The organism is Allobaculum stercoricanis DSM 13633, assembly GCF_000384195.1.
Classification (GTDB): domain Bacteria; phylum Bacillota_I; class Bacilli_A; order Erysipelotrichales; family Erysipelotrichaceae; genus Allobaculum; species Allobaculum stercoricanis.
Genome location: NZ_KB913034.1, coordinates 1,871,954 through 1,893,256 on the forward strand (window position 1 = coordinate 1,871,954; position 21,303 = coordinate 1,893,256).

The following is a 21,303-nucleotide window of genomic DNA, read 5'->3' on the forward strand; positions in this document are numbered from 1 at the left end:
CAAATCTTATGGAATTGTATTTTTTTCTATCAAGTTTACTAATGAGAGTAAAATTTTACCGGTCCCTTTAAAAATTTGTACCCGCTTAATTGCTTGTGCAACATCCGATTGTTCTTCACTTACTGAAAACTCAAGTGTTTTTGACCAGGCCATTGCATGATCCCCTTCAACGCGAAGCTCATCTTGTTCAATTTCAACTAATACGAGTTGTGAGCTCAAACAAGGAATGCGAATTGCTACAATTCCCGGTCCAACAAATGAGATATATTGAAGCTCTTGATTGGGATTGTGCGTAGATGGAATTGACGTTGTCAATTCGCATGAAACTTTAATTTGACCTTCACTCGCTTCAAATCGATCTCGATCGCAGATCAATCCTTCTTGCCAATCTCGCATGTTGACAAGCATTAAATGGTCTGCAATAGGTTTGAGGGCAATCGTTCCATTGCCTTTAATGCGGATGAGTCCTGAACGGCTATTTTCTGCTTTATTGAGAATAGGCTTTAAATTAAAACGACTACTTTCTTCGGGAATGCTTGAACATTCGCCAACCATCCACGAAAGTGAATTTTCACCCAAGGCAATTTCACTATCCACAAGTTGAGCAATAAGTTGCCGTTTTTCATGACGAAGCATATTTTCGGCCCAAACGTCCATCACAGATGCATTCGTTTTGGAGAGTTTGGTTTTCGGTGTATCTTGCACTTCTAGTACGGTAAACAGTCCGGCTTGTGCGCTGACTTCTACATTCTCATTACTTTTTAAGTTGTAAATTTTATACATCTATCCGTTCTCCTTTCTTTTTCAATTTCATTTTGCGAGTGCATGGATTCAAACTTTCTAAATCCATTCGTTATCTTTCTGTTTATTTTAATATTTTAATCATAAAATTGATGACTAGCGAAAAAAAAGCACAGATAAATTTTATTTTTTCTTTCCTCAACGCATTCGCAAAATCATCCGCTAGATTTTGACCATTTGTTGCAAATGGCTACCAATGAATTTGATTTCGCATAAAATAAAACCTATGATTGTGACATTAGCGACGAAAGGAAGGAATCCAATTATGAATTATGGTGAAATCAAACACTTTGATATCGCAAACGGAAATGGTGTACGTGTTTCTTTATTTGTTTCTGGCTGTTTAAATCATTGTAAAGGCTGCTTCCAACCTGAAACATGGAATTTCGATTACGGAAAACCTTTCACAAAAGAAGCGGAACAAGAAATATTAACGGCGCTTTGTCCTTCATACATCCAAGGATTAACCGTTTTAGGTGGAGATCCATTCGAGATTGCCAACCAAGAAACAGTTTGTTCTTTATTAAGCCTTGTCCGAAAACAATTCCCCGATAAAGATATTTGGGTTTATACTGGTTATATTCTTGACCAAGATTTATTAGAAGGTGGCAAATGCCATACGCCTTGGACTGACGAAATGTTGTCCTATATCGATGTTTTAATCGATGGCCCATTCGTTGAAGAATTAAAAGATTTATCTTTACAATTCCGTGGCTCATCTAACCAACGCTTGATTGATGTGCCTCAATCATTAGCTGCCCAAGACATTGTTTTATTCGATCCATCTTTCTTTAAACAGTAAATCAAATGCCGGATCAGCTCAATAATCGAGAATATCATCAAATTGTTCGGGGAATGAAAGATGCCAGAGAACTATTTGATGGACAATACTATAAAGAAGCTTTATTGGCATTACGCAAGCCTTGTCGAATTTTAGAAAATCAGCGTTGTGTGCATCGCATTCAAGCTCTTCTCTATATTCAACGAGCTGAAGTCTATATTGCTTTAAATCGTGATCAAAACGCTATTCATGATCTCAATCATGCTCATGAGATTTTAGATCTCTTAAGCGATCAAGATGAAACTGTTCGCAAACAGATTCGAACGTTTCAGAATCAAATTGATCATCGTACATCAAACTCAATTAACGATTAAAAAAAGCGCGAATATTCGCGCTTTTTTTAATTAATCGATCGCACTAACAGAATAACCTGCTTCCGTAACGGCATGAACAAGTGTTTTCACATCAATGTTTTCGCCTTCCACAACCGCATTGGCTTGTTCTAGATTCACGACTACATTTTGTACACCCGCTACGGCTTTTAATGCTTTTTCTACACGAGCTGAACAATGAGGGCAGCTCATTCCTTCAATTTTTAAAATCATCTTTTGTCCTTCTTTCTGATTGTTCAAATTGTCTAGCCCTGTTTGAATTTGGCTTGCAATTTGTTTTGGATCATTTTCATCTTGAATACTAAAGGATAAAACTCCTTTTTCAAAATCAATTACCCGCCAGGCACTTTCCTGATCCAATTGTTGCCCGAGAATATCTTTGAGCACTGCTTGATCGAGTAAGTGAGGATTTAGATTCAAATCAATCGTTTTCCAGTATTCATTTTGAATCGTTGGATAACCCAGTTTTTCCAACAGATTGGCAATCGTTTCGACTACTAGCGGCTTTTTGCTGGCCACAAATGCACTTTCTTGCTCAAGGTTGACTTGCACCTGACAAACGCCATCCAAAGCTTCTAGCGCCTTGCTCACGCGTCCTACACAATGCATACACATCATGTCTGTCACTTTAAACAATGCCACTTGAACGATAGGCTCGTTTCGCTCTGGTTGAAGACGATCAACTTCTTGCAATGTATTTTCCAATTGTTGGATTGGTTCATGAATGACTTTCATATCGCTGATTTCACTTTGCGCTTGGGCGATTTTCACGTCTGGCAAAATCGCTTTAAATCGGCGTAAACGAAGTGCATTTAAGCAAACAGTTATGGATGAAAGCGACATTGCTGCAGCACCAATCATTGGATTCAAAACGAGATAAGGCACGAATAATCCCGCTGCAACTGGAATACCCAGTGTGTTATAGAAAAATGCCCAGAATAAGTTTTCCCGAATATTGCGAATTGTCCCTTTCGATAGTGCAATCGCATTGACGACATCGAATACGTTATCTTTCATCAAAACAATGTCGGCAGCATCGATTGCAATATCCGTTCCGGCCCCAATCGCAATGCCCACATCAGCGCGCATCAATGCAGGAGCATCGTTAATGCCATCTCCCACCATTGCCACTTTGCGTCCTTGCTTTTGCAGATCGCGGATAACTGCTTCTTTATCTGTCGGTAAAACATCAGCGATCACATCACTGAGTTCTAGGTCTTGAGCAATCGCTTTAGCAGTTTGGGCATTATCTCCAGTCAACATGATGACTTCAACGCCTTGTTTGCGCAATTCATGAATCGCTTGTTGGCTCGTTTGGCGAATTTCATCTGCCACATTAATCAAACCCACTAATTGACCATCAAAGGCAAAATATAAAGGAGTGGTCCCTTCTTGTGCAGCTTGTAAAGCTTGCTGATCGGCTTTTTCATGAATAACAATGCCTTGTTCTTGCATAAAGGCTAAGTTTCCTGCCACAACTTTTGTTTGGGCAATCGTTGCTTTTAAGCCCCGGCCTCCTACAATTTCAAACTCAGTCGCTTCGATTAAATCAAGATTCAATGCTTGAGCTTGTTCGAGAATAGCTTGGGCAAGGGGATGTTCGGAGCCCGCTTCCGCGCTTGCTGCAATCTTGAACAATTCCATTTCATCGATTGCCTCTGAAAATAATACAACCGATCGTACCGCCGGTTTTCCTTTGGTAATTGTGCCCGTTTTATCGAGAACAACGGTTTGAATATGGGCGAGAGTCTCCAACGCACTTGCTGATTTGACTAAAATTCCATTTTGCGCTGCTTTACCTGTCGAGACCATAATCGCTAGTGGGGTAGCCAATCCTAATGCGCATGGACAAGAAATGACTAACACCGACACGGCGCAGTTGAGCGCAAATGTGAAGTCTTGTTTAAAAATCATCCAGCCCACAAAGGTCAACAAAGAAAGCACCAGCACCGTCGGTACGAAAATTCCTGATACACGATCCGCTAAACGGGCAATTGGCGCTTTAGAGTTCCCCGCCTCATCGACAAGAGAAATAATTTGCGCCAAAGTTGTATCGCTACCTACTTTTGTTGCTTGAAAAATAAACGAGCCATTGACGTTCGTCGTTGCCGACAGAACTTCATCGCCGGTTTTTTTATCGACTGGAATCGATTCTCCCGTGAGTGCTGCTTGATCGACTGTCCCTGTTCCTGAAACAACAATTCCATCTACAGGAATCGTTGCGCCCGGAACGATTTTGATCAAATCTTTGGCTTGTACTTGTTCTACCGGAATTTCTACAAATGTATCATTGCGCTTAACCCATGCCGTTTTGGGGGCCAGCTGAACAAGCTTGGCCAAAGCATCACCCGTTTTCGATTTCGAACGCGCTTCTAAATATTTTCCTAACGATACTAAAGTCACAATCATCGCGGCACTTTCGAAATACAACATATCCATCGAAGAATGAATGAGTTCATGATTCATCGTGCCATAGCCATAAGCCATCTGCATCAATCCGGCAAAGCCATATAAATACGATACCGAAGAGCCAATTGCGACTAAAGAATCCATATTCGGATTGCGATGATATAGCGTTTTAAAGCCATGAATAAAGAAATCTTTTTGGATGACCAAAATAATCGTTGAAATCAACAACTGAAAAATGCCATCGATCATCATCCATTTCATATCCATCAAGAAAGTAAAGATTCCCCACATCGGTAACATCGAAAAGCACATTAAAATCGCTAATAAAATAAGAGATGATACCAAAACCCGAAATCGGTGTTTCATATCTTCTTGGATGATGGCTGAACGCCGATCGAATTCACTTTTCGCATCATTTGTCTTGTTTGTATTTTGATGAGTCGGTTGTTCTTGAGCTTGATAACCTGCCTTTTTTACCGCCTCAATAATCGTATCGACATCCGTTTGATTGGGATCAAATTCCACTTTCATCGTATTGGATAATAAAGAGACATCGACACTATTCACTCCCTCAATTTTCACAACAGCGCGATTGACCGCTGCTTGGCAAGCAGCACAAGTCATTCCTAAAACGTCAAACGTTTCTTTTTCCATACTCGCTCCTTTCAATTGTATTGTCATAAAGCCGCATTGCGGTTTCTTATTTTTAAATGTTATTCATGACTAACTATCTACTTTTCCCGCGGCTTTCGCAATTTTTTGGCTTGATTTTTTTTGATCTCCTTATTTTCTATTAAAAAAAGCGTCAATCTCATCACAAGAGATCAACGCTCTAAGAAAAATCAAATATTAGTTAGAATTGGAGGCTACAACTTTGATTCGGCTCCAATAATCCGCAATCGTCTTACGGCTATCTGGATTGTATTCAAACACTTCATCTAAATCATGACCTTTTCGAAAGGAATAGGACTCATAACCTTCAAATTCGCCTTGGGCAAGTTCTTGTTTAGCTTCAAGGTTTGTTGCTGTATAGCCGACATAAGAACTGTTCATCATTTGAGCTTCATAACTCGCTGCATAGTTAATAAACTCATACGCTAATTCGACATTCGTTGCCGATTTTGGAATACACATTCCATCGACCCAAATGTTGGTTCCTTCTTCTGGTAAGAAAAAGCCCATTTGTTCGTTTTCTTGGCTGACATAAGTCGCATCTCCAGAATAAATCAAGCCGAGTGCTTTTCGCGCATTAGCCATGTTATCGATGATTTCATCCGTTACAATTTCTGGCTTCATCGTTTTTACGATTGTTTCTAACCAAGTATATGCTTCGGCTAATTGTTGTTCATCACTAGTATTCATCGAATAACCTAATGATTTTAAAGCTGTCATAAATTGGTCACGTTCTGAATCATATAAATAGATATCGCCCACGAATTTAGGGTCTTGGAAAATTGCCCATCCTTCGGCTTCTAATTCTTCACGAGAAACTTTTTCTTTATCATAAGAAATTCCTACTGTTCCCCAGAAATAAGGAATCGAGTAGAGATTTTGTGGATCATAAGCTAAGTTGCACACTTGTTCATCCAATTGTGCAATCGTTTCATCCACTTTGCTTTGATCTAAAGGCATCAATAAATCTTCGCCAATCAAGCGTTGAATCATATAGTCAGATGGAATCAAAACATCAAAAGATTCATGGTTGGCCACTTTGATATACATTTGTTCATTTGAATCAAAGTTATCAATCACTAAAGTTGCTCCTGTATATTCTTCAAATGTAGTAATCATTTCTTCAGAAATATATTCACCTGGCATATAAATATGGAGCGTTTGTCCAGCATACATTTGTCCGCCACTTGTTGGACGTAAAAATAAAGTAACTAAGCCGACTGTTACGACAAGCGCACCAATCAACAAGTTTCTACCTGTATGCTTGTGTGGAGATGGTTCGTAGTTTGGATCTTGTTCTCGTTTTTCTTGGATCTTTTTACGAATGATCGGCACAACGTTAACTAAGATTAAAACAACTGTAATCAATAAAACTAATAGAGTTGAAATTGCGTTAATCGATGGATTTACACGTTTGGACATCGTATAAACCATAATCGATAAGTTTTTAATTCCATTTCCTGTCGCAAAATACGAAATGATAAAGTCATCAAAACTCATCGTAAACGCAATGATTGCCCCCGAAAGGATCCCCGGAATAATTTCCGGAATGATAACTTTCGTCAACGTTTGGAAAGGGGTAGCCCCTAAGTCCATTGCAGCATCGGCTAAGTTTGGATCTAGTTGTCTTAACTTTGGCATAACCGACAACATGACATAAGGAATACAGAATGCTACGTGAGCCAATAATAATGTGATAAAACCACGTTCAATATGGAAGGTGATGAATAACAACATCAAACCGATTGCGGTTACGATATCTGGGTTCATCATGGGTAAATCGTTAATTTGTTGCACATAAGCTTTCGTTAACTTTTTAGAGTACGAAAGACCTATGGCTGTCAGTGTTCCAACAACTGTTGAAATTAAAGTTGCGAGCATGGCAATCACAATCGTGATGTATAAAGAATTCATCATGTCATGTGATTGCAGCATCTGCTGATACCATTTTATTGAAAAACCAGTAAAATGCGTCAAAGATTTAGAACTGTTAAAGGAGAACACGACCATGAACACAATTGGCAAATAGAAAAAGATCATGGCCAACGTTGTGATCAGCGCGCCGGTTGTGCGTCTTTGTTTCTTCATGCTTTCCCTCCTTTAGTTCCTTTGCGATCTGCTTTACGGACTAAAGTCATTAATAACATCATCACCATCGCCATAATGACAGAAATTGCGGAACCGAAGTTCCATTCCCCAACTGTGATGAACTGGTTTTCAATGACGTTACCAATTAAGAACCAGCTTCCTCCACCGAGCAGTTTTGGAATGAAGAAGGCCGAAATCGCAGGTAAGAACACCAATGTCACCCCAGAAATAACCCCTGGTAAAGAGAGTGGAAAAATCACTCGCCAGAATGTCTGGAATGGTGATGCCCCTAAATCGTTTGCAGCTTCGACTAAAGAAGGATCCATTTTCGTCAATGACGTATGGATCTGTAAAATCATATACGGTAAAAAGTTGTACACCATACCGATTAATACTGCAGTTTCCGTATATAAAATTTCTGTGTGGATGCCAAACCATCCTAAAACGACCGACAAAGGACCACCTTCAGATAAAATACCAATCCAAGCATAAGTACGCACGAGCATATTAATCCACATTGGTAAAGTGATCATCATGATCAATACGTTTTGCATACGCGCACTGCAACGGCTAATCCAATACGCAATTGGATAGCCGATCACTAAACAAATCAATGTTGTTTTTAAAGCAATCGTCAGCGAGCGCACTAAAATCAATAAGAAGTCTTTATCCGTAAAAAAGCGAATAAAGTTGGCGAATGTAACTCTAAAGGTTGTGACTTCATTTCCCGGTTGAATCAGTGAATAAAACACAATCAACAACATAGGAAGAAGTAACATGACAGTGCCCCAAACCAAATAAGGAATGGTTAAACGACGCCACGTCTTCATGAGATAAAGTCCTCTTTTTCCATAACGTGGATGTCTTCAGGGGCAAAATCAAGTCCTACTTCAGATCCTTCATGAACATTTTTCGTTGTATGAACTTTAAATTCACGTCCTGTTGTCCAGAATGTGATCGGATAAATACCCGGCACGATATTTTCTGGGTCAAAATCATAAGTGACCGTTAAGTTAATATCTTCATCTTCGTTGTCTAACTTCCAACCTTGTGCGTTAGACCACGTTTTTAAGTCGGTATCTAAAGCGATAGATTCTTCAATTTCTTCTTTAGATTTAAAGAAGTCAAAGGCAGATACCCCTTCGTTTTTCTTTGGATTGCGTACAACCTGTTGGTCGATAACTTGGATCGTTTTGGTGATCGATAATCCACCAACTGTTGTAAATGTGATTGAATATACCCCAAGTTCAGGTTTTAAATCTGTTTCCACTTTTTCAATGGAGATTAATTCATCTGTTTCATCGTTCCATGCTTGCGCATCCGCACGAGCGATTAAATCTTTTTCTTCAATGCCTTCCATATCTTCTTTATCGAGATAGAAGCTATTTCCGGAAATATGGATATGGCCATCATCATTTTGGTTAGCACTTTCACTTGTAATATGCATATTTACAGTGACGTGTGTACCTGGAACCGTTTCGACAATCACTTCATTGAGCATGCCTTTAAATAAAACGCTTTCCACTGTTCCACTTAATTTACCTTGGCCATTAGGAACGATATAAATATCTTCTGGACGAATCACAACATCGACTGGCTCATTTGGACGGAAACCTTTATCGACACATTCAAAATCAGTTTCGTCAAAACGAACTAATTCATCGTGAATCATTCGGCCTGGAATAATGTTGGATTCACCGATAAAGTTTGCAACATAAGCGTTAGCAGGTTCGTTATAAATTTCTACTGGCGATCCCACTTGTTGGATTTCGCCTTCTTTCATCACGACAATTTTATCCGACATCGTCAAAGCTTCTTCTTGGTCATGAGTGACAAAGATAAATGTGATGCCGACTTCTTGTTGAATTCGTTTTAATTCATATTGCATTTCTTTACGCAGCTTTAAATCTAATGCGCCCAGTGGTTCATCCAATAATAAAACGTTTGGTTCATTGACTAATGCACGCGCAATCGCAACACGCTGTTGTTGACCACCAGAAAGCTGCGTGATTTCACGTTTTTCATAACCTTCTAAACCGATCAGCTTTAACATACGCATGACTTTTTGTTCAATAATATCGTTTGAGACTTTTTTAATTCGCAAGCCAAAGGCGATATTTTCATAAACATTCATGTTTGGGAATAAGGCGTACTTTTGGAATACCGTATTCAATTCCCTTTTATAAGCGGGAAGCTTAGTAATATCTTGATTATCGATCAAAATTTCACCTTCATCTTGATCTAAAAACCCACCAAGAATACGTAGTAGCGTTGTTTTTCCGCAGCCCGAAGGTCCCAAAAGGGTTACGAACTCATTTTCGTAAATGTCCAGATTAATTCCTTTTAAAATAATCTGATCATCAAAACTTTTTTGGATGTTGCGAAACTGAATTAGTTTCTTTTTTTCATTTTCCATCCTGTTATCCTTTCTAGAACACCGGTGGTGTCGAAACCCAAAGCAGTTGTGCTTCGCCTTTATTGACGTTGACAATGCGATGACTTAAAGAGCCTTCTATATAAAACGTTTCGTGCGCATGCACGACCACACTTGTCTTGTTTTCAAATTCAATCCGAATGACACCTTTTAAAACATAACCAAATTCTTGACCATCATGATTGGAGATTTCATACGAATGTCCTTTTGGTTTTAAATCCAATAAGATCGGCTCCATCATATTTTTTTGCGCATTTGGAACAATCCATTTAATGGTGTATTCCTCTTGTTCATCGACAAAAAAATCTTCTTGACTGAACACAATTTGTTCATCACGTTCTTCTTGGAAAAACTCGGCCAAATTCGTTCCGAGTGCTTCTAAGACGTCTTCTAAAGTCGAAATTGAAGGTGATGTTAAGTTGCGTTCTAGCTGAGAAAGGAAGCCTTTAGTCAGCTCACTACGACTCGCCAATTCTTCTAAAGTGAGTCCACTTGTTTTTCGCAATTTTCGTATTTTTGCTCCGATATCCATGCCGTCCTCCGTTTAGTATTAGTAAACAAGAAAGTATCTTTATATAAACGCAAATCAATTATAAAGAAAACGGTTTTCAAATCAATTCAAAGTGATTGTTCATGTTAAATTCGGACAAAAATATTATTTTTTCACTTCTTTTATGCCTTATCCTATAAAATCAGTTAGAATACCCTAGTTCTTCAATGGAGATATGATTATGAACAAAACACATTTTCAATTAAATCTTGTTCGGGGAATGATTATTGGACTTGCCAATATTATCCCTGGCGTATCGGGTGGAACTATGATGGTGGCCATGGGTATTTATGACCAACTCATCCATTCCATCACGCATTTACTGAAAGAATTTAAAAAATCTATTCGCTTTTTATTGCCAATCTTTATTGGCGTTGCTGTTGCGATTGTCCTGCTCGCTAAACTGTTTGATTTCCTTTTAGTGCATGCCCCAATTGCGACTAACTTGGCATTTTGTGGGCTGATCCTTGGATCCGTTCCACCTATTGTGCAAAACGTTAAACACAAAGGATTCAACTTCACTTATGGCATTGCCTTTTTTGCTTTCTTTGCGATCGTTGTCTTAGGCGCATTGTTCTCGAATGCCAGTGGACCTGATGCAAAACTAACGGTTTCTTTTGGTGGTTTAGCCATGTTATTTCTCGTTGGTGTGATCGCCGCTGCAACAATGGTTATTCCTGGCGTATCGGGATCCATGATGTTGATGTTAATGGGCTACTATCAACCTGTTATTTCCCTTGTTTCAACTGCTGTTGATTCTTTAATCCACTTTGATTTCCCAGCACTTCTCAATTGCATTATTTTGGGAATTCCTTTTGGACTGGGCGTAATTGTTGGTATCTATGCGATTGCTAAACTCATTGAATGGGTATTAAAAAACTATCAATTACATACGTATTGGGCAATTTTAGGTTTAATTATCGCAAGCCCAATTGCGATCATGATCCAAACGAACTGGAGCGTTTCTTCTTTATGGCAGATCGCTGTTGGAATTGTTGCCTTTATCGCTTGCTTCTTCGTTCCAAAATTAATCGAACGACTTGAACCTTAGTTCTTTTTAGCCTACAAAGCGATTCAATTTGGATATCTAAATCTTTACCGGACTTCATGTTTTGAAGCCCGTTTTTTTTCGTCAAATTCTCTTCTCCATTTTCAACATAGAAAAAAAACTCCGAACCAATCAGTTTTATTTTCTGATTCATTCGGAGAATTACACTTTAAAGTCATAATTAGATTAGCGATAAGGATGGACGACACGCATTTCCAAGCGATAGTATTGTTTGTTTTTCAACTCATCCGCGATGAGTGGTTCGATTTCACTTGCGGATCTCTTTTCTTCAAAAGGAACAACTAAATCGAAGAATATATGAATATGTTGCGGATTTTCATCTTTCTTGATTCTAAAATCTTGCACAGTCCATTGGGGATCAATATTACGGACTATATTTCGAATCCGTAAATCGAGATTTTTCGTTAATGTATCATGCAACAAAACCGGATCGACATGCGTAACGAGTTCGATATTCATCTCTTTGGCGATAATTCGTTCTAAGCGATCGACTTCTGTGTGCACTTCCATTAAATCTAATGTTCCATCCACTTCCACATGCGCACTGGCATATGTGCATTGAGGACCATAAGTATGAACCGCAATATCATGAACCGATAAAACCATAGGGCTTTGTTGAATGATTTCTTCAATCCGTTCAACCACTTCTTCCGATGGTGCTTGACCAAGTAGTGTGCTAACAACTTCTTTGATTAATCCATAAGCGGAATAAAAGATAATCCCAGAAACAACGATCCCCACAATGCCATCTAAATCATAATTGATCAAAGGAGAGATCAAAGTTGAAGCTAAAACAAGCGTTGTTCCCATAACATCATTTCGGGAATCAATCGCATTGGCTTCTAACAAATCCGATTGATACGCTTTACCATAACGATGGTTATAGCTATACATATATAACTTTGTCAAAATTGAAATTCCTAAGACGATGATCGCTGCCCATTCAAAATGAACTGGCGCTGGATTGAGTACTTTTTCAATCGATTGTTGCAACATATCAATCCCTAAAGACACAATCAGCATTCCCATAAATAAGGCCGCAATCGTTTCTGTCCGGCCATGACCATAGGGGTGCTCTTTATCCGCTGGTTTTTGGGACAAGTTAAACGAGAAAATCGAAACAATGTTGGACATTGAGTCCGTTAAGTTATTGATCGCATCCCCTTTAATGGCGACAGATCCAACTAAATAACCAATCAAAAACTTTGCGACAAATAAGAAGATATTCAATCCAATCCCGATATAGCCTAAAAGTTTGCAGATCGCATAGCGTAAGGTATTGGCATCTTTCTGTTCTTTCTTTATCATGCGTGATACTAAAAACGAAACCATGATTTCACCTTCATCCTTTAAAATGAAAAAAGTCTATGTTAAAATACAAAAACATATGGAGACGTATCGAAGTGGTCATAACGAGCCTGACTCGAAATCAGGTAGTCTGCAAGGGCTCGTGGGTTCGAATCCCACCGTCTCCGCCACTTAAAAATCAAACCGGCATAGCCGGTTTTTTTTATTTCCCCATTATATTCCATTTCCAATCAAAAGGAATAAGTTAAAGCTGCAAAATCATTAGACACATCAAACTCTTCTCTATAAAGCTTCTTGTTCAATTTGCTCAAAAAAAGATGCCTGTTCAGCAATCAGACATCTTTAAAACATTCTATTCCAATTATTCTTTTAATAATTTCCTTTTATTTTTGCGGTAATACAAGAATCCTACAAGATCCGCCAAAACCCAACCAATAGGAATCGACCACCATATTCCTAATACACCAATTTGCGAAATAGAGGAAAGAAAATAAGAAAGTAACACTCTTGTTCCCAGGGAAATAATTGTTAAGACCACTGAAACGCCTGGTTTTCCAATTGCTCGATACAATCCATATAACAAAAATAGGCAACCAATCCCAAAATAAAATGGACCTACTGTATGTAAATAACGAATCCCCTGGGCAACGATCAGCGTTTCTTGCGGATCGATAAAGATAAGGATCAACGGCTTAGCAAGAAACCAAAGCACTAGGGAGATTGCAAAACAATACCCTATTGATGTGAGTACACCATAGCGAAATCCTTGTTGCACCCGCTTTGTTTGATGGGCGCCCATATTTTGGGCAATAAAAGTCGAAAATGCATTGCCATACTCTTGGACTGGCATATACGCAAAAGCTTCGATTTTAACACTTGCCGCAAAAGCTGCCATGATGGCCGTTCCAAAACTGTTCACTAACCCTTGGACCATCAAGATTCCTAAATTCATCACAGATTGTTGCATGCACGTCAACAAAGAATAATTCGCAATTTCTTTAAGACTTTCTTTTTTGACATTAAAACGACAGAATGCCTGGCGCATTTTATGATCGTGAATGAGGGTATACATCCCAATGCCAATTCCGGAAATATATTGAGCAATAATTGTTGCCCAAGCCGTTCCCGCAACACCTAGTGGATACACCACCACCAAGACAAGATCCAATATAATATTGATTCCCGTTGCCACGCCTAAAAAGACTAACGGAACTATCGAATTTCCTAATGCTTTTAAATAGGCGCTAAAGAAATTGTATAAAGCAATCGCCGGAATCCCACAAAAGACAATGAATAAATAAGATCTTGTTCGCTCAACAATTTCGACAGGAATATTCAGCCACAACATGATGCCATCAATCAATATGAGTGAGGCGAACATCAAAACAAGTGCAACAACACTTGTTAAAAAGAACGCTGAACAAATGCCTCGTTCTAGTCGTTTTTTGTCTTGCGCTCCAAAACAAATCGAGAAAACTACACCACTGCCCATACACAATCCCAAAAGAATAGACGTCAAAAACGTCATTAACGTAAAGGCGGATCCAACTGCTGCCAATGCATCAGAGCCGATGTAATGTCCGACAACCCACGTATCCACAATGTTATATCCTTGTTGTAAAAGATTGCCTAAAATCATCGGCATCGCAAATAAGCACATCGTGGAAAATACATTTCCTTTAGTTAAATCTTTCTGGTGCACAATCCTATTCCTTCTCTCTGTCCATTTTCTTCGCTTTTATCATCTGTTTTTTCAAACTCATTTTGGCGTTTTCACGTATTTTAATCCATTTTAAAGCAATGTCGATAGATTCGTTATGTTTGGATTCAATTCTATTTTGCCTTATACTCTTAATGTTTCAGTGCCTCGCAAGCTGGATATCGAATTATCAAGCATTTAAACGAGGCAGAAAGGAGTTCTCATGTCTCAAGATGTGTTAGTTGTTTTAAATTCCAGCCGTTTCGGTCAAGGAAATCCGCAATTAGGCGAACGTTTAATGAAAAATTTTTTAAATTCTCTCGTTTCCAATTCGACTCGCCCAACGGCTATTCTTCTATATAATTCTGCTGTTGTTTTAGCTAGTGAAGAAAGTGCTGTATTAGAAGATCTTCAAGCTCTCGAAAAAGAAGGAATTGAAGTCCTTGTTAATGAAGAAAGCTTATCTTTCTATAATTTAGATACTGTGCTTAAAGCCGGAAAAAGTTGCCCATTATCCGAAATGAGCGAAAAAATGATGAACGCTGATCTAATCGTCAAGCCATAACACCCAAAATATTCAAAAAAATTGATTTTTGCTTTATTTGTGGGATTTAAATGTTTTGCGATTCGCTTACATCATGCTAATTTGACAATCGAATGATATCCTTTATTCTATCTTTTAGCTTATCGGCCCAAACGAAGAAAGGAAATTCTCATGGAAAAATGGACGCAAGAACAGTATGAGCAAGTGTTAATGTCCAAAAAACAACAAGCTCATGATGCCATGGAACTCTATATTCTTGTCAACGCAAAAGAATTACAGGATGAATGTGAACCAGGTTGCAAAAATTTAACTGCTGCTTGTAAAGCTATGCTCAACCAAATGTTAGAAGGCGATGGATTTGAAGTTGAACCAAAAATCCGTACCAAAATTGCAGGCAAATTAACTGTTCGTTACTATTGTGACAACCTCGACCCATCCCGTCGTAAATATTCCGAAGTCAATCAATAAAACATGAAAATGCGCTTTTCTCAATTTGAGAAAGGCGTTTTTTTATCTCAGAATTTCTGTTTTGTTGTGTTTGTACTGTTTATTTCTGTTATTCACTGTTCTATACTGTTTATGCAGGAGGTGCTTATGGAACTTCAAATCTCTACAACCTCAATGGTCCCTATATACGAACAAATCGCCAATCAAATTCGCAAACAAATTGCCAACGGCTCTTTAGCAAGTGGTGAACTATTACCCTCTGTTCGCACATGCGCTAAAAACCACCATATTTCCGCTCTAACTGTAAAAAAAGCCTACGACTTATTAGAAAGCGAAGGCTTTGTGCAAAGTGTGCATGGAAAAGGCACTTATGTTTCTTCTATTTCACCAAATTTGGTGGAAGAAGAAATGCAAAAACAACTCGAAAACGCATTTGATCTCGCTTTTACAAAGGCAAAAACGATGAATTATACCCGTGATCAAATTCTCGAGCTCGTGAATACTTTATTGGAGGATTATGATGCTTAACATTCAAAATCTAAAAAAAGAATATCCAGGATTTTCTTTATCTATCGATCAATTTCATCTTGAACCCAATTCGATTACCGGAATTGTTGGACTCAACGGCGCAGGAAAAAGCACATTGTTCAAAGCCATCTGTGGCTTAATTCAAATCAATTCAGGCACGATTGAATTATTTGGCCAGACTTTCGATGAACTGTCCAAAGAGCAAAAAGAAAATCTCGGTGTGCTCTTTAATCATGCGACATTTTCTCGCTATCTCAACATTGCCCATTGTAAAAAAGTTTTAAAAGCGGCTTATTCACATTTTGATGAAGCGTTGTTTGATCAATTGTGCAAACAGCTCAACTTACCTTATGACAAACCATTATCGAGTTTTTCAACAGGTATGGAAGTGCGTTTTAAATTAGCCACTGCCTTAACCCATGAAGCAAAATTATTAATTCTCGATGAACCAACTGCTGGATTAGATATCATTGCGCGCAACAAGACATATGAATGCTTGCAAGATTTCATGGAGAAACCAGATCGATCCATTCTCATCAGTTCCCATATTGCTTCTGATTTAGAAAATCTTTGTGATGATTTTTGGGTCATTCATAATGGCCAATTCATTCTTCACGAAACAGTGGATGCCCTTAAAAATCAATATGGAATCTTGTCTGTAGATGCTAAAACATTAGACACACTTGATCCAGTTGCGATCGTAGGAATCGATCGCCAACCACATGGCATTAAAGTCCTTGTTTCCGATCGACAATTTTATGAGGAAAACTATCCCGGAATCGTCGTTTCTGCAGGAAATATCGATGATCTTCTGACTATTCTTGAACAGGGGGAACGCTAATTTATGAAAGCTTTATTTATCCTTGATTGGCAATGGCTCAAATCCATGAAGTTTTACCTTTTGATCATTCTAGGTTTAAGTCTGTTATATTGTTTTGTCCACCCCACTCTAGCCGTCGTCTTTATGCCTGTGATGCTCGCAATCACAATGACTAAATCGGTGAGCGACAATCTTCAGCGATCAACTGGTGCTTATTTATTTACTTTGCCATTCACACGAAAACAATACGTTTTCGAAAAATATATCATCAGTATTGTCCCTGCCTTACTGACCTCATTCATCTTTGCATACGCCTTAGGTGTAGTGAATTCTTTTTCAAAGATGGGAATTCCTTGCTTAATCGCTTGTATCAGTGCCATCTTGATCGCTTCCCTATTAATTCCCTTAACCATTAAATTTAAGGATAATGGCATATTAGTTTTCCGATTACTCTCCATTGCGATTGTCGTGATGATTATTGTCATTGCTGAATCATTTACTTCACCAGATGTTCTCAATTCAGCACTATTTATGAGCCATTCTCCTTGGATTTTCCTAATGATTGGTGTCGCTTTAATTGTCATCATCTTCATCTCAATGTTCATCAGTAATCGTTTAATTCAACGCCGTGAATTCTAACTTATTGGAGTAGATCAAAGATTTAACTTCTAAATTAATAACTCAAATTCATTTTTGCTTTCACTTCAAAACAATACTAGGCGAGAACCTTTTGAATTCGACTTTCTAATTAGAAAATATGAATTCAAGTGGATTCTCTCCTTTTTCTATTTTTCTCATCTTTTCCGTCGTAGACAAAATTAAGAAATACAAATTGGATTATTTTAATGCAAATCAGCATATAACACAAACCAAAATCAGTTAATTTTAACTGGATTTGCAACAATTTTTAATTTTCGATTTTTATTTACATAATCAATTTGACATTTTACAATATCAATAACATATATCATTCATATATATTGAGAACGATATTCCTGGATCATGAGTCATAAAATAATCATTTCAGTTCTTTTTATCACAACGACTTCGTCTCTTTTCTTTAATAAAAGATCTCATCATTTTGTTGATATTTAAGTAAATAAGCAAAACGAACATTGATCCAGACTCGAACATAATTAACCTCAATATTGTATGTATCAAAGGACGTGATGCCCATGACTTATTTTGAGCTTTGAAAGCATTTATAAATACAAACCAATAAACGAACAAAAAAATCTCATTTGAATAGAGATGGAACTAGGAGAAAAACAATGAATAAATATTTTTCGTTATTATTGACCGCAAATATCCTATTTGCGTCTATCCCCATTCAAGCCAATGAATTTAAAAATGATGAACAATTTGAAATGACTCCAGGCACTAATTATAGTGGCATGAGCCCGGAAGGAGAAAAAGAATTCTGGTCAGAAGATAACCTAAGAAAATTAGACGAGAAAATCAAAATTCTACAGGAACAAAATGCAAAACGACCAATCCCTTATGCTGGAGAAGTGATTCTTAATACACCAAGATATACACAAGAGACAAATTATTATTGTGTACCAGCATGTTCTCAGATTCTAATCGAATATGTTACAGGAGCTAAGAAATCACAAAACGAACTTGCTGGAATGATGAAAACTGTTGAAGGTCGTGGGACATATATGAGTGATGCTCAACCTGTAATCACTCAGTTAACTGGGGTAAATTATGAATTAGGAAACAATACTTATTCTCATTATTACCAAAATATGGTAGCGGATATTAATGCGAATTATCCAGTGATTTATAGTGTTGACGCTTCTGTATTCGGATATGGACACGGAAATTATGGTCACGCCGTTCTTGGAAATGGATATGCGCCTGGTCAAACTTGGTTTTGGGATCCCTTCCCTAATTTTGCATCACTTTGGTATTGCCCAGTAGATGAAATGTCTCGGGCATTAAACAATAATGGTGGTTATTATATTTTCTAGCTCAATTAGAGGACTTGTATATGAATAAATATGTATCAAGAATTAGCACATTATTAGTAGGTGCCTTATTCATTAGCGCTTGTGCTACAAACACCAATACATCTTCTGTGTCCAGTACTTCCAGCGCAATCACAACTGAGGATTCTTCGCAAACATCAGTTGATGAGATCGTGATTGATCAACCTGTAATGAAACTTGAAACACAAGGGGATGTCATCATCAACGAAAACGAGTGTTATGAACGCGTTCGTGAATCGAATAATACTTACTATTTCCAAGTTTTAAATAGACAAATTAGTTATTTATATCCTACAGTTCGGCAATATAAGATGGATTTACACGATGGGAACATTTCATTAATCAAAGAACGTGATCCAAACAGCAATGAGCGTGTATGGGATTTTTTAGAGTTTAATGGGGTGTTCTATGAATCTGTCATCGTCCCTAGAGAAGATAATGCTTACGGTGTGATTTATGCAGACGGAAACGAAATTTGGAGCGCCCCACTTGACGGAATTCCATCAGCACCACTCTTCGCGATCGATCAAGGTCATCTGTTATTTGCGACAAGTGGACCTGGTGATATCGATATGAGAAGTACAGTCTGTCGCATCAATTCCGATCAAACAGTCACAACACTATGGCAATCAGGAGGAGATTCTGGATTTACCCATTTTAAATTTCCGACATTCACCAATGATGATCTATGCAAACTTGTATTTCAATCCACTTTAAACGGAAAGAAAGTAATCGTTCTTGTCAATTCAGAAGGGTATGAGACTGTCGAGTTTGATAAAGATGTGATTCGTCTTCAACCACTAAAAGATAAAGTATTTATAGCCAATAGAAAATATGATCAACCAGATCTAGGCGAAACATTTGTCGCAGACGCATCGCTTGCAGAAAATGAATATCATCTTTTAGATTTAACCACAAAAGAAATTGTTCCAATCGAATCACCTTATGATGAAATCGGAAATAAAAACGTCGGCGCAGGTGCACAGAATTCTTTCTTGTTCATTCGTTCAGATGATCATTCAACTTGGAAAGCCAAATTACAGGATAATCAATTAACGATCGAAAAGCTTCCAGATATTGAAGCAGGAATCGATTATTATTTCCGGTTAAACGATAAGACTGCCCTTGTCAATGTGATTGTTGATTATGCGAATAATGACTGGTCAAAGATCAAATTCTATCTTGTAAATATGGAATAGCTATTTGAGCTATAACACATTTTCGATCTACAGTGCCTCTTTACTGACTTTCATAAAATCAAAAAAAGCTATAACGTTCTTGGATTTTTCCAGGCGTTATAGCTTTTATTATTGATCATATTTCGCTTCTAATTGGAATTAGAAAGATAAGTATGGTGATGCGAAGTAGAATAAGAAGATCACCATTAATACCCAAACTGTTGGGTGAATTTCTTTTGCACGTCCTGCTGCAAGCATAACGACAACATAGGAGATGAAGCCAAATGCGATACCATTAGAAATGGAATACATTAAGATCATGGAGATGATTGTTACGAATGCTGGAATAGCAATAGTAATGTCATCCCATTTAACGTTTTTCATCTGCTGAGCCATCATAACACCAACTACGATTAAAGCAGGCGCTGTAACAGCATTTGTGATTAATCCTAAAACCAATGGTGAAATGAAGATGGACAGAATAAAGAAAACACCAGTTGTGATTGCTGTTAAACCAGTTCTACCACCAACTCCTACACCAGAAGAAGATTCAACGAAGCTTGTTACTGTAGAAGTACCTAAAGCAGCACCTACGCAAGTTCCGATAGAGTCAGCTAATAAAGCTTGTTCTGCATTTTCTAATTCACCTTTTTCGTTAACCAAACCGATTTCGTTACCTACGGCAACTAATGTTCCGGCAGTATCGAAGAAGTCAACGAATAAGAAAGAGAAGATTACAACAAGTGCGTTCATTGGGTTTGCGAATAATTCACCAAAACCTTGTACGAATGCACCAGCTGCGTTCATTTCAAAAGATGTAGTAAATACACCAGTTACTGCAGGCATGTTTTCCATACCCATCATACCTAATACAACACCAACTAATGCTGTAAGAAGAAGACCAACGAATACACCAGCTGGAATTTTACGAACAACACAAACGATTGTCACAATTAAACCGAATACTGCGAGTAATACAGTTGGGTCTGCTAAGTTACCGATACCTACGAATGTAGATGCATTTGCGATAATTAATCCACAGTTTTTCAAACCTACAAATGCGATAAAGAAACCGATACCTGCACCAATCGCAAGTTTTAACTGTACTGGGATCGCATCGATAATTTTCTTACGAATTCCTGTTACGGAAATCAATACGAAAACCAAACCAGAAACAAATACAGCAGCTAAAGCAGCTTGCCAAGAATAACCCATTGCACCACATACTGTGTAAGCGAATAATGCGTTAACACCCATACCAGCAGAAAGTGCAACTGGATAGTTTGCTAAAAAGCCCATTAAGAAACAAGCAACAGCAGAAGCTAATGCAGTCGCCATGAATACAGCGTTTTTGTCCATTCCCGCATCGGCTAAGATCATTGGGTTAACCCCTAAGATATAAGCCATGGCAAGGAAAGTTGTAATTCCGGCAACAATTTCTGTTTTTACTGTTGTCCCCTTCTCAGAGAGATGGAAACACTTTTCTAAAAAAGACATAATTTCCTCCTATGTTTTTCTATAAAGAAACATTTATAAGTATAGCTAAGGAAATTTTCGAATCCGAAATTTTCCCGAATTACGGAAAAAAT

19 protein-coding genes and 1 tRNA gene are annotated in these 21,303 nt (G+C 38.0%); 11 read left to right on the plus strand and 9 right to left on the minus strand.

What is annotated here, in order from left to right; translation table 11 throughout:
* Positions 1 to 6 precede the first annotated feature (6 nt).
* Positions 7 to 783, minus strand: a complete 777-nt coding sequence (locus tag ALLST_RS0108755; RefSeq protein WP_019893803.1) for an AIM24 family protein — start codon at positions 781 to 783, stop codon at positions 7 to 9.
* Between the two features lie 283 nt (positions 784 to 1,066).
* Here ALLST_RS0108755 and nrdG point away from each other — a divergent pair, with 283 nt between their 5' ends.
* Positions 1,067 to 1,603 (plus strand): anaerobic ribonucleoside-triphosphate reductase activating protein, encoded by a 537-nt coding sequence (nrdG, locus tag ALLST_RS0108760; RefSeq protein ID WP_019893805.1) that lies wholly within the window; start codon positions 1,067 to 1,069, stop codon positions 1,601 to 1,603.
* 5 nt (positions 1,604 to 1,608) lie between these two features.
* The gene (locus ALLST_RS0108765) at positions 1,609 to 1,956 is read left to right on the plus strand and encodes a hypothetical protein (protein WP_019893807.1); all 348 of its coding nucleotides are present in this window, start codon (positions 1,609 to 1,611) and stop codon (positions 1,954 to 1,956) included.
* A 30-nt stretch (positions 1,957 to 1,986) separates the two neighbouring features.
* Here ALLST_RS0108765 and ALLST_RS0108770 read toward each other — a convergent pair whose 3' ends face one another.
* The 5 genes from ALLST_RS0108770 to ALLST_RS0108790 form a co-directional block, all read right to left on the minus strand.
* Positions 1,987 to 5,037: a heavy metal translocating P-type ATPase gene (locus ALLST_RS0108770; protein WP_019893809.1), complete on the minus strand. Its 3,051-nt coding sequence runs from the start codon at positions 5,035 to 5,037 to the stop codon at positions 1,987 to 1,989.
* 195 nt (positions 5,038 to 5,232) lie between these two features.
* Positions 5,233 to 7,143, minus strand: coding sequence for an extracellular solute-binding protein (locus ALLST_RS0108775; RefSeq protein WP_019893810.1), 1,911 nt, complete (start codon positions 7,141 to 7,143; stop codon positions 5,233 to 5,235).
* Positions 7,140 to 7,973 carry an ABC transporter permease gene (locus ALLST_RS0108780; RefSeq protein ID WP_019893811.1) on the minus strand — a complete coding sequence of 278 codons (834 nt, stop codon included), beginning with the start codon at positions 7,971 to 7,973 and terminating at the stop codon, positions 7,140 to 7,142. Before ALLST_RS0108780 ends, ALLST_RS0108775 begins: the two co-directional genes overlap by 4 nt.
* Complete coding sequence (locus ALLST_RS0108785) at positions 7,970 to 9,559, minus strand: ABC transporter ATP-binding protein (protein WP_019893812.1); 1,590 nt, start codon at positions 9,557 to 9,559, stop codon at positions 7,970 to 7,972. Before ALLST_RS0108785 ends, ALLST_RS0108780 begins: the two co-directional genes overlap by 4 nt.
* Before the next feature lie 13 nt (positions 9,560 to 9,572).
* The gene (locus tag ALLST_RS0108790; protein ID WP_019893813.1) at positions 9,573 to 10,109 is read right to left on the minus strand and encodes a type II toxin-antitoxin system RelB family anti-toxin; all 537 of its coding nucleotides are present in this window, start codon (positions 10,107 to 10,109) and stop codon (positions 9,573 to 9,575) included.
* A 199-nt stretch (positions 10,110 to 10,308) separates the two neighbouring features.
* Between ALLST_RS0108790 and ALLST_RS0108795 the strand changes: the two genes are divergently transcribed.
* Positions 10,309 to 11,178 (plus strand): DUF368 domain-containing protein, encoded by an 870-nt coding sequence (locus ALLST_RS0108795; RefSeq protein WP_019893814.1) that lies wholly within the window; start codon positions 10,309 to 10,311, stop codon positions 11,176 to 11,178.
* 183 nt (positions 11,179 to 11,361) lie between these two features.
* Here ALLST_RS0108795 and ALLST_RS0108800 read toward each other — a convergent pair whose 3' ends face one another.
* Positions 11,362 to 12,528, minus strand: coding sequence for a cation diffusion facilitator family transporter (locus ALLST_RS0108800; RefSeq protein ID WP_019893815.1), 1,167 nt, complete (start codon positions 12,526 to 12,528; stop codon positions 11,362 to 11,364).
* 57 nt (positions 12,529 to 12,585) lie between these two features.
* On the opposite strand from ALLST_RS0108800, the gene ALLST_RS0108805 reads away from it, so the two are divergent.
* Positions 12,586 to 12,674: transfer RNA gene (locus tag ALLST_RS0108805), tRNA-Ser, on the plus strand.
* A gap of 191 nt (positions 12,675 to 12,865) precedes the next feature.
* Here ALLST_RS0108805 and ALLST_RS0108810 read toward each other — a convergent pair.
* Positions 12,866 to 14,206, minus strand: coding sequence for an MATE family efflux transporter (locus tag ALLST_RS0108810; RefSeq protein WP_019893817.1), 1,341 nt, complete (start codon positions 14,204 to 14,206; stop codon positions 12,866 to 12,868).
* Between the two features lie 220 nt (positions 14,207 to 14,426).
* Between ALLST_RS0108810 and ALLST_RS10630 the strand changes: the two genes are divergently transcribed.
* The 7 genes from ALLST_RS10630 to ALLST_RS0108845 all read left to right on the plus strand — a co-directional run bounded on the left by ALLST_RS10630 (position 14,427) and on the right by ALLST_RS0108845 (position 19,735).
* On the plus strand, positions 14,427 to 14,768 hold the full coding sequence (locus ALLST_RS10630; protein WP_019893818.1) for a hypothetical protein: 342 nt from the start codon (positions 14,427 to 14,429) through the stop codon (positions 14,766 to 14,768).
* Positions 14,769 to 14,918: 150 nt separating this feature from the next.
* The gene (locus ALLST_RS0108820; RefSeq protein WP_019893819.1) at positions 14,919 to 15,215 is read left to right on the plus strand and encodes a hypothetical protein; all 297 of its coding nucleotides are present in this window, start codon (positions 14,919 to 14,921) and stop codon (positions 15,213 to 15,215) included.
* A gap of 126 nt (positions 15,216 to 15,341) precedes the next feature.
* Positions 15,342 to 15,722 carry a GntR family transcriptional regulator gene (locus ALLST_RS0108825; RefSeq protein ID WP_019893820.1) on the plus strand — a complete coding sequence of 127 codons (381 nt, stop codon included), beginning with the start codon at positions 15,342 to 15,344 and terminating at the stop codon, positions 15,720 to 15,722.
* Positions 15,715 to 16,563, plus strand: coding sequence for an ABC transporter ATP-binding protein (locus tag ALLST_RS0108830; RefSeq protein WP_019893821.1), 849 nt, complete (start codon positions 15,715 to 15,717; stop codon positions 16,561 to 16,563). Before ALLST_RS0108825 ends, ALLST_RS0108830 begins: the two co-directional genes overlap by 8 nt.
* Positions 16,564 to 16,566: 3 nt before the next feature.
* Positions 16,567 to 17,181, plus strand: coding sequence for an ABC-2 transporter permease (locus ALLST_RS0108835; RefSeq protein WP_019893822.1), 615 nt, complete (start codon positions 16,567 to 16,569; stop codon positions 17,179 to 17,181).
* Positions 17,182 to 17,813: 632 nt separating this feature from the next.
* Positions 17,814 to 18,518: a C39 family peptidase gene (locus ALLST_RS0108840; RefSeq protein WP_019893823.1), complete on the plus strand. Its 705-nt coding sequence runs from the start codon at positions 17,814 to 17,816 to the stop codon at positions 18,516 to 18,518.
* Between the two features lie 20 nt (positions 18,519 to 18,538).
* Entirely contained in the window at positions 18,539 to 19,735 is a 1,197-nt protein-coding gene (locus tag ALLST_RS0108845) for a hypothetical protein (protein WP_019893824.1), read from the plus strand.
* Between the two features lie 138 nt (positions 19,736 to 19,873).
* Here the strand turns inward: ALLST_RS0108845 and ALLST_RS0108850 are convergent, their stop codons facing one another.
* On the minus strand, positions 19,874 to 21,211 hold the full coding sequence (locus tag ALLST_RS0108850; protein ID WP_019893827.1) for an NCS2 family permease: 1,338 nt from the start codon (positions 21,209 to 21,211) through the stop codon (positions 19,874 to 19,876).
* Between the last annotated feature and the right edge of the window lie 92 nt (positions 21,212 to 21,303).

Coding starts and splice junctions, on each gene's coding strand:
- ALLST_RS0108825 (WP_019893820.1), top strand. CDS start 15,342: ATGGAACTTCAAATCTCTACAACCTCAATGGTCCCTATATACGAACAA.
- ALLST_RS0108785 (WP_019893812.1), bottom strand. CDS start 9,559: ATGGAAAATGAAAAAAAGAAACTAATTCAGTTTCGCAACATCCAAAAA.
- ALLST_RS0108830 (WP_019893821.1), top strand. CDS start 15,715: ATGCTTAACATTCAAAATCTAAAAAAAGAATATCCAGGATTTTCTTTA.
- ALLST_RS0108770 (WP_019893809.1), bottom strand. CDS start 5,037: ATGGAAAAAGAAACGTTTGACGTTTTAGGAATGACTTGTGCTGCTTGC.
- ALLST_RS0108780 (WP_019893811.1), bottom strand. CDS start 7,973: ATGAAGACGTGGCGTCGTTTAACCATTCCTTATTTGGTTTGGGGCACT.
- ALLST_RS0108835 (WP_019893822.1), top strand. CDS start 16,567: ATGAAAGCTTTATTTATCCTTGATTGGCAATGGCTCAAATCCATGAAG.
- ALLST_RS0108840 (WP_019893823.1), top strand. CDS start 17,814: ATGAATAAATATTTTTCGTTATTATTGACCGCAAATATCCTATTTGCG.
- ALLST_RS0108820 (WP_019893819.1), top strand. CDS start 14,919: ATGGAAAAATGGACGCAAGAACAGTATGAGCAAGTGTTAATGTCCAAA.
- ALLST_RS0108850 (WP_019893827.1), bottom strand. CDS start 21,211: ATGTCTTTTTTAGAAAAGTGTTTCCATCTCTCTGAGAAGGGGACAACA.
- nrdG (WP_019893805.1), top strand. CDS start 1,067: ATGAATTATGGTGAAATCAAACACTTTGATATCGCAAACGGAAATGGT.
- ALLST_RS0108755 (WP_019893803.1), bottom strand. CDS start 783: ATGTATAAAATTTACAACTTAAAAAGTAATGAGAATGTAGAAGTCAGC.
- ALLST_RS0108795 (WP_019893814.1), top strand. CDS start 10,309: ATGAACAAAACACATTTTCAATTAAATCTTGTTCGGGGAATGATTATT.
- ALLST_RS0108790 (WP_019893813.1), bottom strand. CDS start 10,109: ATGGATATCGGAGCAAAAATACGAAAATTGCGAAAAACAAGTGGACTC.
- ALLST_RS10630 (WP_019893818.1), top strand. CDS start 14,427: ATGTCTCAAGATGTGTTAGTTGTTTTAAATTCCAGCCGTTTCGGTCAA.
- ALLST_RS0108775 (WP_019893810.1), bottom strand. CDS start 7,143: ATGAAGAAACAAAGACGCACAACCGGCGCGCTGATCACAACGTTGGCC.
- ALLST_RS0108765 (WP_019893807.1), top strand. CDS start 1,609: ATGCCGGATCAGCTCAATAATCGAGAATATCATCAAATTGTTCGGGGA.
- ALLST_RS0108845 (WP_019893824.1), top strand. CDS start 18,539: ATGAATAAATATGTATCAAGAATTAGCACATTATTAGTAGGTGCCTTA.
- ALLST_RS0108800 (WP_019893815.1), bottom strand. CDS start 12,528: ATGGTTTCGTTTTTAGTATCACGCATGATAAAGAAAGAACAGAAAGAT.